The sequence below is a fragment of the Methylobacterium sp. WL18 genome (assembly GCF_008040015.1).
Classification (GTDB): domain Bacteria; phylum Pseudomonadota; class Alphaproteobacteria; order Rhizobiales; family Beijerinckiaceae; genus Methylobacterium; species Methylobacterium mesophilicum.
The window spans coordinates 1-16,043 of the sequence record NZ_VRVD01000011.1 but is presented as its reverse complement, the minus strand read 5'-3'; the positions used below and the strand labels follow the sequence as shown (position 1 = coordinate 16,043).

Sequence of the window (16,043 nt, the reverse complement as noted above, 5' to 3'; positions counted from 1 at the left end):
TGGCAAGCGCGGCGCCGAGGCGGCCGGCCTATCGCACCGCCGCCTTCACGGCCGGGGGCAGAACGATCTTGCCTTGCGCCAGGCTCGTCGGCCAGATCGCGACCTGCTTGCCGTCCTGCCACTGCGCCATCAGCCCGGTGACGAAGCCCGGCCCGTACTTGATCGAGTGCGTAAAGGGGTCGTCCTTGCCGTAGAACTGCGTCCGGCCCACCGTGCCGACCCAGTCGGTCTTCTCCAGGGCTTCGACGAGCTTGTCGGCCTCGGTGGAGCCCGCCCGCTTCACCGCATCGGCCGTGTAGTAGACCTGATCGTAGGCCATGTAGCCGGCATAGGACGGATCGCTGCCGAAGCGCTTCTTGAAGGCCTCGCTGAAGGCCAGCGACTTGTCGGTGATCGCGGCGCCCGGCACCGCGATGCTCTGGAAGATCACGCCCTGGGTCGCCCCGTTGGTGTTGGCCCAGAAGGTCGAGGAGGTCGCCTGCGAGTTCATGCCGGTCATGGCCAGCGGCACCTGCTGGTTGCGCCACTGCACGGTCGGCTGCACCCCGACATGCGAGATGCCGGTGACGATCAGGTCCGGCTTGCCGGCCTCGATCTTGTTGTAGATCGGCGTGAAGTCGCCGGTATCCGGCGAGAACCGGATGTGATCGACCACCTTCACGCCGATCTCGGGCAGGCATTTCTCGTAGGCCGCGTCGAGCGGACGGGTCCAGGCCGCGTCCTCGCTCATGATCGAGGCGGTCTTCACCTTCATCAGGTCGAGGAGCATGTCCTTGGTCGAGTCGCAGATCGACTGGGCCAGAGCCGCCGAGGTGAGATAGCCGTGGAAGGTGTACTTGTTGCGGGCGTAATCCTTGTGGACCGCGAGGCTGATTTCGTTGGAGGCGGCACCCGGGGTGATCATCGGGGTCTTGAGCCGGGCAGCCCAGGGCATCAGCGCCAGCACGACTTCGGAGATGTAGCTGGCGATGACGACGTGGGCCTTATCCTCGGAGACCGCCCGCTGGAACGCCCGGACGGCGTCGGAGGCCGAACTCTTGTCGTCGTAGGAGACCACCTGGATCTGGCGCCCGTCGACCCCGCCCTTCGCGTTGATCTCGTCGGCGGCGAGCTGGACAGCCTGAGGGATCGAGGCCCCGACCACCGATTGCGCCTCCGCGATCACCCCGATCTTGATCGGGTCCGCCGCCCGGGACTCACCCGCGGCCAACAACCCGGCCGCTGCCAGCAGGGCCGCCGCCCGGCTCGTCACGCTGCGATCCATCGCCATGCTGATTCCTCCTCCGGGCCGTGCGGCTTTTGGCGCCGCATCGGGGGTCGGACGATTTTTGTAGCATTCGGCGAGATGAATACAATGTGCATCCAGCCAATGTGCGAAACAGCGGCGGACTGATCGATAGAATTGGCCCAGCCGGGGGCTGTTCGATCAGCGGGTGCCGTACATCCGGTCACCCGCATCGCCCAGGCCCGGTACGATGTAGCCGTGGTCGTTCAGATGGCTGTCGATCGCCGCCGTCCAGATCGGGACGTCGGGATGCGCGGCCTGGAACTTCGCCAGACCCTCCGGGGCGGCCAAAAGGCAGACGAAACGCAGGTCGGAGGCGCCCCGGGCCTTCAGCCGGTCGAGCGCCGCGATGGCGGAATTCGCGGTGGCGAGCATCGGGTCGAGCACCAGCACGGTCCGGTCGGCGAGGTCGGACGGGGCCTTGAAATAATACTCGACCGCTTCGAGCGTCTCGGGATCGCGGTACAGCCCGACATGGGCGACCCGGGCCGAGGGCACCAGCGACAGCATCCCGTCGAGGAAACCGACGCCCGCCCGCAGGATCGGTGCGAAGACCAGTTTCTTGCCCTGGATCTGTCGGCCTTCCATCGGCTGGATCGGCGTCTCGATGGTAACCGGTTCCAGCGGCAGGTCCCGGGTCACCTCGTAGGCGAGCAGCATGCCGATCTCGTTCAGCAGCTGGCGAAACCCCTTGGTCGAGCGGTTCTTGTCCCGCAGATAGGTGAGCTTGTGTTGCACCAGGGGGTGATCGACCACCGTGACCCGACTCGCCGGCATCGCACATCCCTCCACCCCAGAGGGGCAGGAATGCCGGAGCGAGCGCCGGGGCGCAACGTGACACGGCGCGAATACACCTATTCGAACCCGATCGAGGCCACGCGTTCACCGGACCCCGGAACTACATCGGCACGGGGCAGCGGTCGGGTGACGACGCGCATGCGCGCCCGACCCTCACAAAATCGTCCCCGGTTGCGGCAGAAACCCACGCTCATTTTTGCGTGATGTGATCACTATTCGATCGAACTATAAATTCCTTGATTTGTTTCCTTGATCTAACCGCCAAATATACAAACTCAATGTCATGATTGTTCTATAATATGCGAAACAAACTTACGCCCACTTGAAACATAAACTGCCATCAAACATTTTCGAACGACTTTTCAAAGACACACCCGGTCTGCTAGCTGGCGCCATCACCGCGGTATCGGTTCAAAGCCATGCGCCTCACCGTTTCACTCAAGACGACGCTTGCAGCGATATTTGGATTGTTCGCCGTTATTGCTGCAGGTCAGGGTAGTCTATCGATTATCGAGCTAACCGACATTCGGCATGCGATGACGAAGGTCGCGAACAACTGGCTTCCGTCAGTGTCGCGGATCAACGAAGTCGAGGTCGCGGCCTCGGAGGTGCGGATCAAGCAATTCCGCCTGATAACCCTCTCCAAGGATCCCGACAGCCTCAGGGCCGGCGAGACGCAACTCGCGGCGACGCTCACGCAGCTCGCCGAGCGGCGCAAGACCTACGAGCGCCTGATCTCCACGCCCGAGGAGCGGGGCCTTTACGACGCGTTCGCCGCCCTATGGAGCCGCTATGAGCAGATCGACGGCGCGATGCGGCGGCTGATCGCCTCCGGCAAGCAGGCCGAGGCGCTCGCGCAGCTCGGCGGACCCGACACGTTGAAGATCTACGACGATGCGCGTGCCTCGCTCTCGCGTCTGGTCGCCCTGAACGAACGGAACGCCACCCGGGAGGTCGACGAGGCGGTGGATCGGGCCAAGACCGCGTCCGCGGCCGCCTGGGGCAACGTCATCCTGTCGGTCATCGCGGCGCTCGCGGCGGCGGCCTTCTCCCTGTTTCGGATTTCGCGTCCGATCCAGCGGATGACCGAGATCATGTCCCGGCTCGCCGGCGGCGATACCGGCGTGACGGTGCCGGCCCGTGACCGGCACGACGAGATCGGCGCCATGGCGGCGGCCGTGGAGGTGTTCAAGGACAACCTGATCCGCACCTGCGCTCTCGAGGCCGAGACCGCGCAGGCACGTGCCGCCGCCGAGGAGCAGCGCAAGGCCGGCATGCGCGAGATGGCCGACAAATTCGAGAAGGCGGTCGGCGGCATCATCGGTCAGGTCTCGTCCTCCGCGACGGAACTGCAGACCACCGCGAGCGCGCTGTCGGCCATGGCCGGGCAGACATCGGCTCAATCCGGCGCGGTCGCGTCCGCAGCCGAGGAGGCGGCCAGCAACGTCAACACCGTGGCTGCGGCCGCCGAGGAGTTGGGCTCGTCGGTACAGGAGATCGGCCGGCAGATGGACGCATCGGCCAAGCTGGCCCAGAGCGCCGCCGACGAGGCCGGGCAGACCAGTGCGCTGGTGCACGAACTGAGCGGTGCCGTGGCCCGGATCGGCGACGTCGTCGGGCTGATCTCGTCGATCGCCGGCCAGACCAACCTGCTGGCGCTCAACGCGACCATCGAGGCGGCCCGCGCGGGAGATGCGGGGCGTGGCTTCGCGGTGGTGGCGTCAGAGGTGAAGGCGCTGGCCGAGCAGACCGCCAAGGCGACCGAGGAGATCGCCGGCCAGATCGCCCGCGTCCAGGGATCGACCGGACAGGCCGTGACGGCGATCGGGTCGATCACCGGGCGGATCCAGGACATCAGCACCGTCGCGACCTCGATCGCCGCCGCCGTCGAGGAGCAGGGCGCGGCGACGCAGGAGATCGTCCGCAACGTCGGACAGGCCGCGATCGGCACCGGCGAGGTCACCAGCAACATCGCGGGCGTCGCAGAGGCTGCCGAGGCGACAGGACGATCGGCGGCGCAGGTGCTCGGCGCGGCCTCCGAGCTGTCGCGGCAATCCGAGCATCTCACCGCGGAGGTGTCCCGCTTCCTCGATACGGTGCGGGCAGCCTGAGACCTCATAAAAACGGGGCCCAGCCGTCCGGCCGGGCCCCGCATCTGGCTCGCGTTCAGGCCGTGTAGGAGCGGTCTTGGCCGCCCTCGCCGCGGCGCTTGGCCATGAAGGCGTCGAACTGTTCGCGGTCCTTGGCCCGCTTCAGCTCCTCGACGAAGTCGGTGAAGGCGCGGCTCTCGTCTTCCAGGGCCTTCCGCTGCGCTTCGAGCCGATCGAGCTCGGCCCGGCGATAGGCGTCGAACGCCGCATTGCCGGTTCCGCCACGGTTGGCGGCCTCGAAGGTTCGGGCGAAGCGCGAGGCCGAGCGTCCGCTGCCCTCGAAGCCGGCCACGCCCCGGCGTGCGGCGTCGCGCAGTTCCGAGAAGGCGGGATAGCCGGCGATCTTCCAGGCGACGAGCGCGAGGCCGACCGGCCACCAGTAGATGAACCCGACGACGATCGCGCCGATTTCGAGGGACCGACGGGGGAATGGGCCGGAGCGGCAGAGCTTGCCGGTCGCCCAGGGGGAAGAAGATTGCGTGGTCACGGCTTGGCTCCGCTGCTCATGTGAACGGAGTTAACATGCGGGTGCCGGGGCGCGCTTTCAAGACCGGGCTCGTTCACCTGGTTGCGCAACGCCATGGACCAGCGCCAGCACGCCAGCGCGCAGGAGTTCGTACTTGTCCGGAAAGCCCGGTCCCCGCGGCAGGTGCCCGGCGGCCGACAGGGTCGCGATGCCGTGTGCCAGCGCCCAGACCTCGAGGGCGATGAACCGGGGCGCCACGCCCCCGAACCCGTCCGCGAAGGTCGCCTGCAGCGCCTCGACGAGCAGGTCGAACGGAGATGGGCGGCCGGGCGCCCCCGCCTCCGTCTCGGACGGCTCGGCCACGGCGCCGCGGGTCTCGAAGATCGCCGCGTAATAGGCCGGCTCCTCTTCGGCGAAGGCGAGGTAGGCTTCGCCCATCCGGGTGAAGCGCTCGAGGGGCGTACCCCGGGAGGTCAGCGCCCTCGCCAGCCGGGCCGCGAGTTCCGCAAAGCCGCGCCCGGCCAGTTCTTCGAGCAGCGCATCGCGGCCGCGGAAGTGCCGATAGAGGGCGGCCGGCGTCACCCCGACCAGGCGGGCGGCATCCACCAGCGCGAATCCGCCGATCCCGCGCTCGGCGATGAACCGGCGCGCGGCCTCGATCAGGGCCTCCTTGAGGTTCCCGTGGTGATAGCTTCGCCGGTCACCCGGTCCGTCTCGCCAGGGTCGCAAGTTTTCATGTCCTCTGCGCGCGCGCAGGCATTACGGTCGAGCACGACGTTTGTTTCGGTCATGAACGGGGGCCGACTGCTTGACCCGCCCTGAAAGGCGCAACACGATCGGCTCGTAATCGGTCGAATCGCGTCGCACCCTCTAAAAGACGGGCATAGTACTGCCGCGTTCGCCACAGGGAAAACCATTCGGCATGGCTTTCGTGAGTCTGAAAGCGTGGCGCACGCGCTCGGCGGAGCGTGCCGGGATCGCCGCGCGTCTCAAGCAGGAGCTGATCGTTGCGCTCGGCCTGAGCGAGGCCGACGCGCTGGCCGTGAACGAGATCGCCTGCGCGGATCCCGGCTGCCCCGACATGGAGACCATCGTGCTGGTGATGCGGGCCGGTGTCGCCACGCGGGCACTCCGGATCCGGCGTCCGATGGACGCCGTGGACGCGCAGGACATCGCGGATCTGATCGAACAGGACCGGTCGGGCGATGCCTCTCGATGATGTGACAACGCGCCGGCGCCTGATCCCACCTTCGGCGCCGCGTTCCGGACCCCATCGTGTAACGACACCGGGGAGGACGCCGAAAGACCATCAAGGCCCTGGCGCCGGAGGAAATGCATCATGAAGAGCCGACGCGCCGCGCTTGCGCTCGCCTGTCTCGCCCTCGCCGCCAGCCTGTCGCCGGCCCTTGCCGGTGAGACGATGCCGTTCTCGGCGGCGTCGTTCGAGGCGGCGCAGAAGAGCGGCAAGCCGATCCTGATCGAGGTCAGCGCCCCCTGGTGCCCGATCTGCAAGACACAGAAGCCGATCCTGGCCAAGCTCGCCGGGGAGCCGCGTTTCAAGGATCTCCAGATCTTCGATGTCGATTTCGACAGTCAGAAAGAGCTGCTGCGGCGCCTCAATGTGCGGATGCAGAGCACGCTGATCGCCTACAAGGGCGAGACCGAGATGGGCCGCTCGGTGGGCGAGACCCAGCCGGAATGGATTGAGGGCCTGCTCGAAAAGACCCTCTGATCGATCGATCCGGGCGGTGCTGCGCTTTCCGGTTTCGTTCAGGCGGCGTCGGGCATAGCCGGGAGGCCCGCGTCCGGTCCCATCCGTGCGGGCCCAGACGGAGACCGCCCCGGTGACGCGCACCACCCAGCCAGCCGATTCCACGCCCTCCGCGATCATCGCGATCCCGGTGCGCAACGAGGTCGAGCGGATCGAGGCCTGCCTCCGGGCCATCGACGCGCAGGTCGGGCTCGCCCCCGGAAGCCTCGGCCTCGTCCTGTTCCTGAACAACTGCACGGACGGCACCGACGCCCTCGTGGATCGGCTGGTGCCGACCCTGTCGATCTCGGTACGGGTCGCGAACGAGGACTTTTCCGGCGCGCATGCCGGTTGGGCACGGCGCAAGGCCATGGATCTCGCCGCCGCCTGGCTCGGGGATGCGGGGAATACGGGGATGATCCTGTCGACGGATGCGGACAGCCGCGTCCCGTCGAACTGGGTCGCCCGCAACCGCGCCGCCATCGAGGCCGGCGCCGACGCGGTCGCCGGCCGGGTCGAACTCGACGCCGCGGAGGCCGCGCTCCTGCCGCCATCCCTCCCCGCCCGCGGGCGCCTCGAGGACATCTACGATGCCCTGATCACCGAGGCTGAAGCGCGGATCGATCCGGACCCGAACGACCCATGGCCCTGCCACCGGACCGCGATCGGCGCGACCTTGGCGGTGACCCGGAACGCCTACCGGGCGGTCGGGGGCATGCCGGAGATCCCGCTCGGTGAGGACGGTGCCTTCATCGCGCGGCTGATCGAGCACGGCCTGCGGGTCCGGCACGCCACCGATGTCTGCGTGACGATCTCGGCGCGGCTCACCGGCCGGGCTCCTGGCGGCGTGGCCGACACGATCCGCTCCCGCTGCGAGGAGCCGGACGCGCTCTGCGACGCCCGGATGGAGACCTTTCCGCGGGTGGTGCGCCGTCATCTCTGGCGGCGGCGGTTCCGGCGTTTGCACGGCTCGGGCAGCCTGCGGAGGAATGACGCTTGGGCGCAGGCCATCGGAATCGACCGGGCGGAGGCCGTCCGGATCGCCGAGCTCCCCCTCGGTCAGGCCATCGCGGAGGCGGAGCGCGCCAGCCCGCGTCTGGCGTACCGGCCGATCGGTCCGCGTCAGTTGCCGGGCCAGATCCGGCTCGCGCGGATAGGCATCACCGGGATCCGAATGGCGCAGCGCCTCGCGGGCCTGACCCGGTCGGCCGCCGGCGGGGCGACGGCGACGGCACAGCCGGTCGCCGATTCGCAGGCCGGGCGGATCTGATCATCCCTTCCCTTGAGCGAGCAGATCCCGGGGCGATAGACCGAAGCGCTGCCGGAAGGCCCGGCTGAACGCGGCTGCGTCGGTGAAGCCGCAACTCGCCATGATCGATGCGATCCGGGCGCCCGCCGTCCGCATCATGACGATGCGGTCGTGGGCGCGGTCCAGCCGTGCGTCGCGGATCGTCGCCGCGATCCCCTCCCCGCCCGAAAAGGCCGCGTAGAGCCGGCTTCGGGAGATCTGCAGGGATGCGGCCAGCGACAGGGGGCCGAACCCGGGCTCGTGCAGGCAGCGCTGGATGTGGGCCAGGGCCAGGGAGCGCACCGCGTCGGCGGACAACTCACCGTCCTCGGTCGTCCGCCGCCCATGGACGATGCCGCGGAGGATGTGGAGGGCGCCTTCGATGGCGATACCGGCCTGGGCTTCCGACATGCCGGAGACAGAGGTCGCGAAGGCGTCGAGATGAGCGCTCAGCAGCCCGCGCAACGGCGTGGCGCTCAGCTTCGTGCCGATGAGATCCTGCGGGTCGCCGACCTGCGCCGCGAAGATGGCGCGGGGCACCGAGAGGCGGATCTCATCGTAACCGACGCTGCTGCCGGCGATACCGGGCTTGCCCGTAGCGTGGAAGGCGACATCGCCGACGCCCAGGATCGCGCCGTTGGTGCCCTGCTCGATGAAGCCTCGCCCGGCCGCCACCAGCATGATCGCGATGTCGTCGTGCCCGTCGCGGCCGATATGACGCGCGGTGCGATCCACGCCGACCGGCGCGCTGACGGTGCGCAGCAGCGTCCCCCTCGCGGAGGGCGCGACCGTGCGGCTGGCCGAGAAGGCGGCGGCCGGATCGAACGGCGTGATGGTCGCGGCGCTGAGCACCGCGTCCCGCCAATATGCGAACGCATGCTTCGGCCCGACCACATCCGTCGTCTGAATGAAGATGGGGACCTTCGCCTCGACACTCACGGCGCCCTCGCCTCGCAACGCCCGATCCCGCCGACAACCCGCCGCGTGACGTGTGCTCCCCCGGTGGGAATCGTACTCGGCGGTCCGCTATCGGCTTCACCGACGCAGGAAGCAGCGCATCGTGCCGCCTCGAGCCGCGCTACGGTTATGAACCGGGCCGTCGCCCGTCACCGTGTCCGACCGCACCCTCGCGGACAGCGTCATGGCGGCCCGGACCCGTTCAGGCGACAGCCTGGGCGAGGAGGTCGCGCGGCGAGAAGCCGAAGCGCTGTCGGAAGGCGCGGCTGAAGGCGGCCGGGTCGGTGAAGCCGCAGGTCGCCATGATCGACGACACCCGGACCCCGGCCCTGCGCATCATGACGATCCGGTCGTGGGCCCGGTCGAGCCGCGCGTCGCGGATCGTCGCCGCGATTCCCTCTCCGCCGGAGAATGCGGCGTAGAGGCGGCTGCGGGAGATACGAAGGTCGGCTGCCAGGGCATCCGGGCCGAACGTCGGATCGTGCAGGCGATGCTCGATCCGCGCCAGCGCCAGGGACCGCAGCGCGTTGGCCGACAATTCGTTGTCCGCGCGGGCATTCTGGCCGTTGATGACACCCCGGAGCAGGTGGAGCGCACCTTCGACCGCGATCCCGGTTTCGGCATCCGACATCGATTCCACCGACCCCGCGAACGCGCGCAGATAGGCCGCGAAGAGTTCGTTCAGGGGGCCGGCGGCGAACTTCCTCGCGGCGAAGTCGTCGACGTTGCCGATATGCGCCAGGAAGGTCGCACGCGGCACGGCGAGACGGATTTCCTCGTAGTCGGACAGGCTCCCGCCGCCGCCCGGCCGTCCCCAGGTCTGGAAGGTGATGTCGCCGGCATTGAGCAGCGCGCCGTTGTTGCCTTGTTCGATGTAGCCGCGGCCGCGGGTGACCAGCATGATGCCCATCTCGTCCCGACCGTCGCCGCGGACGTGGTGCGGCTTGCGCTCCAGGCTGAAGGGTTGGCTGATCGTCCGGAAAATCGATCCGTGGCGGGATGCCGCGACCATGCGCGAGGCTGCGAACGGAACCTCCGAGTCAAGTCGTTCGAGGTCGGTGCCAGCCATGACGGTGCTGCGCCAATAGTCGAACGCCTGTTTCGGCTCGACGGCATCTGTCGTTCCGAAGAAGATCGGGACGGTTTTCTTGGCAACCACGGCGGACCCGCCCCACAACCTTAAATTCGAGTGCTGGCGATCGCTCGCCGTACGACAGCAGACCTAGAGTTTCAGATCCGTTCTCAAGAGGCAATAGGCAAGCAACAGCTTCCTTCCGACGCCGATCGCGGCGGAAGGAAACACTTTCCAAACTTTAAACGCCCCGTTGCGTCAGCTGAAATTCGACGAGAAACCCTCGACGAGTTTCGAAAACCGCCGACCGTTACAGATTACCGCTGCCGCCCAAATCTCGTCACATGGCATCCCTCGCGCGCGCTACCCGGACGACGAGATCAGGATCAGCCGTTCTTCGCCACCGACTGATCCTGTCCGTGGCAGCGGCACCGGAGACAGATCTAGCGCCGCCGCAGGCCGTGCGATGTGCGGATCGTTCCGGGGTGACGACAGAGAACGCCGGGCAGATGGATTTGGTCTGCCGTCCTGACGGGTCCGCAAGTCAATGGCTGCCAAGAGAATCCCGCGGCGGCGTCCCCACGCACGGTGTCGATCGATCCGACGCCCGGCCGACCGTAGCCAACTTCGATTCTCTTCAATGACCGCCGGTCGGGGTTCGGGCGTCGTCGCGCGCCGGTTCGGAATCGGCAAAGTGCAGCACCACGGCCCGGCCTGAGGCGGGCGGGCTTATCAGCGTGCCACGGAACCGCGCGGTCTCGGCCGTCCCGAGCACGGCCCGCGGCGGCGCGACCGGGAAGGACCGGATCACGCGTCCGGCGGCGTCGCGGATCTCGGCGCTCAACGTCGCCACCGGCACATCGGTCCGGGCGATTCCGACGAGGTCGCCCTCGACGACCAGCTCGGCCGGACGGCCGTCCTCGGACGGATTGCTGAAGGCCACGACATCGCGGATCTCGATGCCGCGGAGGTTCACCGGCAGACCGACCCGGGCGAACAGGGCGGCGCTCTGCGGGACCGCACGGACCACGCTGTCACGGGCGAGGCAGATCAGAGGCACCGCCGCCAGCAATGTCAGCCCGACGGCCAGGGACGGCGACAGACCCTGCACGCTGCGCCAGCCCTTGGCTCGGTCGGCCCGCGGCGGTGCGCGCCGGCGGACCCGCGGCGGATCAGGCGCGTCGGTTGCCGCCCGGACCGTGGCGGAGGCTTCCTGCCAGGCTGCGTCGGCGACCGGATCGGGCTCCGCCTCGGCCCGCTCGGCCAACTCGGCCTCGTGGCCGGCCAGCACGTCGGCGGGGGTGATGAACCACGTCTCGCGGCAGGCGGCGCAGCGAACCGAACGGCCCTCCATGCCGACCTTGCCGGCATCGAGCCGGTATTCGCTGGCGCAGCTCGGGCAGACGATCAGCATACGCAAGCCATTCGCTCAGGGCGCTCGCCTCCGGTCGGGCGGGCAGGTTCCGTCCGGGATCGAGTCCCGCGTCCGATCATCCCGGCCGGAGCCGGACGGCAAAATCAGTTGCGAAAGCGTGCCCGAACAGGGTTAAGCGTCAGTGAAAGCTGACCGGCCTTGAAAACGCCCGCCCATCCGGCGATTTCGGCATCATGGATCGGCGAAACCCGGCACGGCTTTGAACGTACAGGCGAGCATGAAGAGCCTGCTGCCAGGCGCGGAGCGGCCGGTGGTGCAGTTCGAGAATGTCGGCATGCGCTACGGCCTCGGGCCGGAAGTGCTGTCGGACGTGAGCTTCCGGATCGCGCCCCGCTCGTTCCAGTTCCTCACCGGCCCGTCGGGCGCCGGCAAGACGACGCTGCTGCGCCTGATCCTCCTGTCGGTGCGTCCGACCCGCGGCCTCGTCTCGATCTTCGGCGAGGAGGTCAGCGGCATATCCGCGAAGGCGCTAACCGGCCTGCGGCGGCGCATGGGCGTCGTGTTCCAGGATTTTCGCCTTCTCGACCACCTCACCACGTACGAGAACGTGGCGCTGCCGCTGCGCGTCCAAGGCCGGTCGGAGACCAGCTACCGGGCCGAGGTGGTGGAGTTGCTGCGCTGGGTCGGCCTCGGCGAGCGCATGCACGCCCTGCCGCCCCTCCTGTCGGGCGGCGAGAAGCAGCGCGCCGCCATCGCCCGGGCGCTGATCGCCCGTCCGGACCTGCTGCTGGCCGACGAGCCAACGGGCAACGTCGATCCCAGCCTCGGGCGCCGCCTGCTGCGGCTATTCTTGGAACTCAACAAGCTCGGGACCTCGGTGATCATCGCGACCCACGATTTCGGTATCATGGACGCCGTCGACGCCCGCCGCATGGTGCTGGGCGAAGGCGGGCTGCGGATCGAGGAATGAGCGCCCCCGCGACGGCCCGGCCCAAACCAGACTCCGCGTCCGGACCGGCGGATCCGGTCCTGCCCACGGGCCTACGCCGCAACGCCGCCCTGGTCCCCACCGACACCGCGGCCGGGCGGTCGCTGGCTGCCGTCATCGCGATCCTGACATTCCTGGCGGGCCTGTGCGCGGGCGCCGCCGAGATCGTCGCCACCAATGCCGGACAATGGCAGGGCGACGTCGCCCAGGAAGTCACGATCCAGGTACGGCCCGGCCCCGGCCGGGAGGTCGACGCCGACGTCGCCCGGGCCGAGACCATCGCCAAGTCCGAACCCGGGATCGCCGAGGCGCGGGTCTTCTCCAAGGCGGAGGCCGAGCGGCTCCTGGAACCTTGGCTCGGTAGCGGCCTCGATCTGTCGGACCTCCCGGTTCCGCGCCTGATCGCCCTCAAGCTCGCCGACGACCGGAGCGCGGACCTGAAGCGCCTGCGCACGCGCCTCACCGAGGCGCTTCCCGGCGTGGCGAGCCTCGACGACCACGCGCTCTGGCTCCAACGGCTCTCGACGGCGGCCAACGCGTTCGTGGGCATCGGCATCGGGATGGTGGTGCTGGTGCTGGTCGCCACCGGTCTGGCCGTCACATTCGCGACGCGGGGTGCCATGGCGGGCAACCGCGAGGTGGTGGAGGTGCTGCACTTCGTCGGCGCCGACGACGACTACATCGCCCGCGCGTTCCAGCGCCGGTTCTTCGGACTGGGTTTGCGCGGGGGTGCGATCGGCGCCGGCCTGGCGATCCTGGCCTTCGCGATCGCCGGATTGCTGGCCCGGGCGGCCCGTTCCGGCCCGGCCGGACAGGAGGTCGAAGCCCTGTTCGGCGCGGTCCAGGTCGGGCTGCGCGGTTATGCCAGCGTGATCCTGATCGGCGTGATCGCTTCGCTGGTCACGGGAATCGTTTCGCGGATCACCGTCCGGCGCTTCCTGTCCTGAGCGCGTAACAACATGGGCATGCACGGGAAACAGGGGGTCACGGCAAACCGTTAAGGGTTGGGAAAGGTTATCGCGGCGGTGTGGATGTGGTCGATCGGGCCGCCTCCGGGCCGCCGCATTCGACGCCGATCCTCCGGAGGATGACCACGCGGATGCAACGCGCACCGGCCCCCTACCCGACGGACGCCCTCGGCTGGGCCTGGAACGAGTGGGTTCTCCCGCGCCGCGTCTTCGTACCGGCCCGGTCCCATCCCCGGCACCGGCTCGCCGTATGGGCCTGTGGCCTCGCCGCCGGTGCCGGCAGCCTGGCCCTCTTCGTCGGCTTCCTGATCTTCGTCAGCGCGCTGGCCCGGCACGAGCGGAGCCCGGCCGATCGCGCCGACGGAATCGTTGCGCTGACCGGCGGGGCGCAGCGGATCGGCGACGCGATCGACCTGCTGGCCGGCGGCTACGGGCGGCGCCTGCTGATCACCGGCGTCAACGAGCGCACCAGCCGCGACGAGATCACCCGTCTGAACCCCACCCAGCGCGCCCTGATCGCCTGCTGCGTCGATCTCGACTACAGGGCCCGCAACACGATCGGGAACGCCATCGAGACCCGTCGCTGGATGCGGGCGCACCGCTTCAACACCGTCGCGGTGGTGACTTCGAACTACCACATGCCGCGCACGCTCATCGAGCTGGACCATGCGCTGCAGGACAGCGACCGCGTCCTGCCGCATCCGGTCGTGACCGAGGGTCTGGATGCCGACCGCTGGTGGCGGAGCCCGCCCACGGCCAGGCTTCTGGCCTCCGAATACGTGAAGTTCCTGGCGAGCTGGGTCCGCACTCGCTTCGAGGAGGATCCGGAGCGCTCCCGGGCGGCGATCCTGATCGGCCGCGGCAAGCCGGTGAAGATGGTCGCCGAGCCGCTCATGATGCGCGGACTCGATTGAGGTTCTCCGGTTAGGTTTCGTCGGCCGATCGATCGAACCGACCGGGTCATTGCGCGGCGCCGCAGGCGAGCCCTGAATCCCGGGCCGCCGACCGAGCAAAACCTTGATCTGTCTCAGTTATGGATCCCGGGTGCCGCTGCGCGGACCCGGAATGACAGGGCGGATTTTCGAGCGAGAAGCAGATGCGGCGACCACTACCCGAACGCGTGTTCTCGATACCAGACCTCAATGCGCGCCGCAGCGCGCCTTGATCGCCGCCGAGAATTCCCGATCCGAACCTTGAACCTGGGCGAGACTCTGGGCGCGCTCAGAACCCGAAAGGCAACGTCCGTAGACGCTCGCGACCCGGCGCATCGTATCGACGTGACGGCGCCAAACGCGGCAGTTCTTGGCATCGTCGCCATCCGCCTGCTCGAGTTGCTCCAGGGCCTGTCGCTGCATCGATTGCGCCACCAGGACATCTCGGCCGCACGTGGCTTCCCCCTGAGCCAGCGCGATGCCGGGTGCCACCCCGAGGATCACGAGGATCGCGGCGAGACGGAAGATCGGCATCAGGCGGCCTGCGGCGCCGTCGAGCGGGTCAGCAGAGCGTAGAGCGCGCTGGCATCGCGGGCGGCGCGGATGTGGTTGAGCATGCCAGGCTCGCGCAGGATCCGGGCGACCTGGGCCAGCGCCTTCAAGTGGTCTGCGCCCGCGCCCTCGGGTGCGAGCAGCAGGAACGCGATGTCCACGGGCTGCCCGTCGAGGGCCTCGAAATCCACCGGCTTATCGAAGCGTGCGAACAGACCGAACAACCGGTCGAGGCCCGGCAGCTTGCCGTGCGGGATGGCCACGCCGTCACCGATCCCGGTCGAGCCGAGGCGCTCGCGCTGGAGCAGCGTATCGAAGACCGGCCGCTCGTCGAGCGCAGGCAGCCGGCGCACGGCCTGTGACGCGAGTTCCTGAAGCACCTGCTTCTTGGCGCGCGCGCGCAGCGACTGCACGACCGATTCGGGGTCGAGGAATTCCAGAATTGGCATCGATCGACCGTTGCCCCGTCACCCATCCACGTCGGAACGGGCCTCGTCGCAGAGGCGTCTCGGGCGACGCCCCTGACTATCAATGGGCCGGAGAACGGGCCGGTTCCGGCTCCGTTCCTCCCGGTCCACACGCGTCAGTCGACGGCGCCCGGCGGGTCCACCCAGCCGATCGCGCCATCGCTGCGCCGGTATACGACGTTGACGCGCCCGGTGCCAGCGTGGACGAACACAACCACTGGGGATCCCGTCATGTCGAGCGCGGTCACCGCCTCGCCGATGGTCCGGCGCTGCAGGGTCTTGGTGCTCTCGGCAACGATCGGCGGGTGGGCATCGCCGTCCTCCGGCTCGTCCTCGTCCACCTCGTCCGGCGGGGCGAACACAGCGTAGGCAGCCTCGATCGCCGCGGGATCGTTGGGGCCAGTGGCGTGCTGCTTCAACCGATGCTTGTAGCGGCGCAGGCGCGTCTCGAGCTTGTCGGCGGTCTGCTCGAAGCTCGACCGCGCGTCGTGGGCGACGCCGACCGCCTCGATGGTCAGCCCCGACACGAGGTGCAGGACGCAATCCGTACGGTAGGCCGTTCCGTCGCGCCGGAGCGTCACGTGGCCGGTGCAGGAATCGCTCATGTGCGAGTCGAGATACTTCGTCAAAGTCGCGGACATCCGCTCATCGACACGGCCGCGCAGACTCTCTCCGAGATCCACGCCGTGGCCTGTGACCCGCAACGATCCCATGCTTCCTCCCCCGTGCGATTCAGTCCCGAGAATTAGAGAGCCGGCTTGCTCTAAGTCAACGGAGTCGGGTCCGTTCCGTCCGGACCGCGGCTTAACCCTGGGTTCAGCCGGCCTCCCGGTATACAGGCACCGTTCCGACACCTGAGATGCAGGCCCGCATGACCACCGCCGACGGATTCGCCGCCGCCCCCACCCGCCGTGCCCTTTTGGCCGGAGCCGTGGGTATCGCCGCGGGATCCCTGCCGGCGATCGCACACGCGGCCGAGCCGGCCGGCGCCAACC

Annotated in this window: 17 protein-coding genes; 7 read left to right on the top strand and 10 right to left on the bottom strand. The window is 68.6% G+C overall.

Annotation, left to right across the window (positions count from 1 at the left end):
• Positions 1 to 28: 28 nt before the first annotated feature.
• Both FV228_RS02335 and upp read right to left on the bottom strand, forming a co-directional pair.
• The gene (locus FV228_RS02335; RefSeq protein ID WP_187277599.1) at positions 29 to 1,270 is read right to left on the bottom strand and encodes an ABC transporter substrate-binding protein; all 1,242 of its coding nucleotides are present in this window, start codon (positions 1,268 to 1,270) and stop codon (positions 29 to 31) included.
• Positions 1,271 to 1,426: 156 nt separating this feature from the next.
• Positions 1,427 to 2,062: a uracil phosphoribosyltransferase gene (upp, locus tag FV228_RS02330; protein ID WP_147853118.1), complete on the bottom strand. Its 636-nt coding sequence runs from the start codon at positions 2,060 to 2,062 to the stop codon at positions 1,427 to 1,429.
• Positions 2,063 to 2,502: 440 nt separating this feature from the next.
• Between upp and FV228_RS02325 the strand changes: the two genes are divergently transcribed.
• On the top strand, positions 2,503 to 4,194 hold the full coding sequence (locus tag FV228_RS02325) for a methyl-accepting chemotaxis protein (RefSeq protein WP_147853117.1): 1,692 nt from the start codon (positions 2,503 to 2,505) through the stop codon (positions 4,192 to 4,194).
• Positions 4,195 to 4,249: 55 nt separating this feature from the next.
• Here the strand turns inward: FV228_RS02325 and FV228_RS02320 are convergent, their stop codons facing one another.
• Together FV228_RS02320 and FV228_RS02315 are read right to left on the bottom strand one after the other, a co-directional pair.
• Positions 4,250 to 4,720: a DUF2852 domain-containing protein gene (locus tag FV228_RS02320; protein ID WP_147853116.1), complete on the bottom strand. Its 471-nt coding sequence runs from the start codon at positions 4,718 to 4,720 to the stop codon at positions 4,250 to 4,252.
• Between the two features lie 57 nt (positions 4,721 to 4,777).
• The gene (locus FV228_RS02315; RefSeq protein ID WP_147853115.1) at positions 4,778 to 5,428 is read right to left on the bottom strand and encodes a TetR/AcrR family transcriptional regulator; all 651 of its coding nucleotides are present in this window, start codon (positions 5,426 to 5,428) and stop codon (positions 4,778 to 4,780) included.
• Between the two features lie 193 nt (positions 5,429 to 5,621).
• Here FV228_RS02315 and FV228_RS02310 point away from each other — a divergent pair, with 193 nt between their 5' ends.
• From FV228_RS02310 to FV228_RS02300, 3 genes are all read left to right on the top strand, one after another.
• Positions 5,622 to 5,918, top strand: a complete 297-nt coding sequence (locus FV228_RS02310) for a hypothetical protein (RefSeq protein ID WP_147853114.1) — start codon at positions 5,622 to 5,624, stop codon at positions 5,916 to 5,918.
• A 120-nt stretch (positions 5,919 to 6,038) separates the two neighbouring features.
• Positions 6,039 to 6,431 carry a thioredoxin family protein gene (locus FV228_RS02305; protein ID WP_147853113.1) on the top strand — a complete coding sequence of 131 codons (393 nt, stop codon included), beginning with the start codon at positions 6,039 to 6,041 and terminating at the stop codon, positions 6,429 to 6,431.
• A 112-nt stretch (positions 6,432 to 6,543) separates the two neighbouring features.
• Positions 6,544 to 7,719, top strand: a complete 1,176-nt coding sequence (locus FV228_RS02300) for a glycosyltransferase (RefSeq protein WP_147853112.1) — start codon at positions 6,544 to 6,546, stop codon at positions 7,717 to 7,719.
• Here FV228_RS02300 and FV228_RS02295 read toward each other — a convergent pair whose 3' ends face one another.
• From FV228_RS02295 to FV228_RS02285, 3 genes are all read right to left on the bottom strand, one after another.
• A complete protein-coding gene (locus FV228_RS02295) occupies positions 7,720 to 8,676 on the bottom strand; it encodes a helix-turn-helix domain-containing protein (RefSeq protein WP_147853111.1) in 957 nt (318 codons plus the stop codon).
• Positions 8,677 to 8,896: 220 nt separating this feature from the next.
• Positions 8,897 to 9,853 (bottom strand): helix-turn-helix domain-containing protein, encoded by a 957-nt coding sequence (locus FV228_RS02290; protein WP_147853110.1) that lies wholly within the window; start codon positions 9,851 to 9,853, stop codon positions 8,897 to 8,899.
• Between the two features lie 550 nt (positions 9,854 to 10,403).
• A complete protein-coding gene (locus tag FV228_RS02285) occupies positions 10,404 to 11,180 on the bottom strand; it encodes a zinc-ribbon domain-containing protein (RefSeq protein WP_147853139.1) in 777 nt (258 codons plus the stop codon).
• 238 nt (positions 11,181 to 11,418) lie between these two features.
• Between FV228_RS02285 and ftsE the strand changes: the two genes are divergently transcribed.
• From ftsE to FV228_RS02270, 3 genes are all read left to right on the top strand, one after another.
• Entirely contained in the window at positions 11,419 to 12,111 is a 693-nt protein-coding gene (gene ftsE, locus FV228_RS02280; protein ID WP_147853109.1) for a cell division ATP-binding protein FtsE, read from the top strand.
• On the top strand, positions 12,108 to 13,076 hold the full coding sequence (locus tag FV228_RS02275; protein ID WP_147853108.1) for an ABC transporter permease: 969 nt from the start codon (positions 12,108 to 12,110) through the stop codon (positions 13,074 to 13,076). Before ftsE ends, FV228_RS02275 begins: the two co-directional genes overlap by 4 nt.
• Positions 13,077 to 13,228: 152 nt before the next feature.
• Positions 13,229 to 14,011, top strand: coding sequence for a YdcF family protein (locus FV228_RS02270; RefSeq protein WP_147853107.1), 783 nt, complete (start codon positions 13,229 to 13,231; stop codon positions 14,009 to 14,011).
• 225 nt (positions 14,012 to 14,236) lie between these two features.
• Here FV228_RS02270 and FV228_RS02265 read toward each other — a convergent pair whose 3' ends face one another.
• The 3 genes from FV228_RS02265 to FV228_RS02255 all read right to left on the bottom strand — a co-directional run bounded on the left by FV228_RS02265 (position 14,237) and on the right by FV228_RS02255 (position 15,761).
• Entirely contained in the window at positions 14,237 to 14,563 is a 327-nt protein-coding gene (locus FV228_RS02265; protein WP_147853106.1) for a hypothetical protein, read from the bottom strand.
• On the bottom strand, positions 14,563 to 15,030 hold the full coding sequence (gene ptsN / locus FV228_RS02260; RefSeq protein WP_147853105.1) for a PTS IIA-like nitrogen regulatory protein PtsN: 468 nt from the start codon (positions 15,028 to 15,030) through the stop codon (positions 14,563 to 14,565). Before ptsN ends, FV228_RS02265 begins: the two co-directional genes overlap by 1 nt.
• Positions 15,031 to 15,164: 134 nt before the next feature.
• Positions 15,165 to 15,761: an HPF/RaiA family ribosome-associated protein gene (locus FV228_RS02255; RefSeq protein ID WP_147853104.1), complete on the bottom strand. Its 597-nt coding sequence runs from the start codon at positions 15,759 to 15,761 to the stop codon at positions 15,165 to 15,167.
• Between the last annotated feature and the right edge of the window lie 282 nt (positions 15,762 to 16,043).

Coding starts and splice junctions, on each gene's coding strand:
- FV228_RS02335 (WP_187277599.1), bottom strand. CDS start 1,270: ATGGCGATGGATCGCAGCGTGACGAGCCGGGCGGCGGCCCTGCTGGCA.
- upp (WP_147853118.1), bottom strand. CDS start 2,062: ATGCCGGCGAGTCGGGTCACGGTGGTCGATCACCCCCTGGTGCAACAC.
- FV228_RS02325 (WP_147853117.1), top strand. CDS start 2,503: ATGCGCCTCACCGTTTCACTCAAGACGACGCTTGCAGCGATATTTGGA.
- FV228_RS02310 (WP_147853114.1), top strand. CDS start 5,622: ATGGCTTTCGTGAGTCTGAAAGCGTGGCGCACGCGCTCGGCGGAGCGT.
- FV228_RS02305 (WP_147853113.1), top strand. CDS start 6,039: ATGAAGAGCCGACGCGCCGCGCTTGCGCTCGCCTGTCTCGCCCTCGCC.
- FV228_RS02285 (WP_147853139.1), bottom strand. CDS start 11,180: ATGCTGATCGTCTGCCCGAGCTGCGCCAGCGAATACCGGCTCGATGCC.
- ftsE (WP_147853109.1), top strand. CDS start 11,419: ATGAAGAGCCTGCTGCCAGGCGCGGAGCGGCCGGTGGTGCAGTTCGAG.
- FV228_RS02275 (WP_147853108.1), top strand. CDS start 12,108: ATGAGCGCCCCCGCGACGGCCCGGCCCAAACCAGACTCCGCGTCCGGA.
- FV228_RS02270 (WP_147853107.1), top strand. CDS start 13,229: ATGCAACGCGCACCGGCCCCCTACCCGACGGACGCCCTCGGCTGGGCC.
- FV228_RS02265 (WP_147853106.1), bottom strand. CDS start 14,563: ATGCCGATCTTCCGTCTCGCCGCGATCCTCGTGATCCTCGGGGTGGCA.
- ptsN (WP_147853105.1), bottom strand. CDS start 15,030: ATGCCAATTCTGGAATTCCTCGACCCCGAATCGGTCGTGCAGTCGCTG.
- FV228_RS02255 (WP_147853104.1), bottom strand. CDS start 15,761: ATGGGATCGTTGCGGGTCACAGGCCACGGCGTGGATCTCGGAGAGAGT.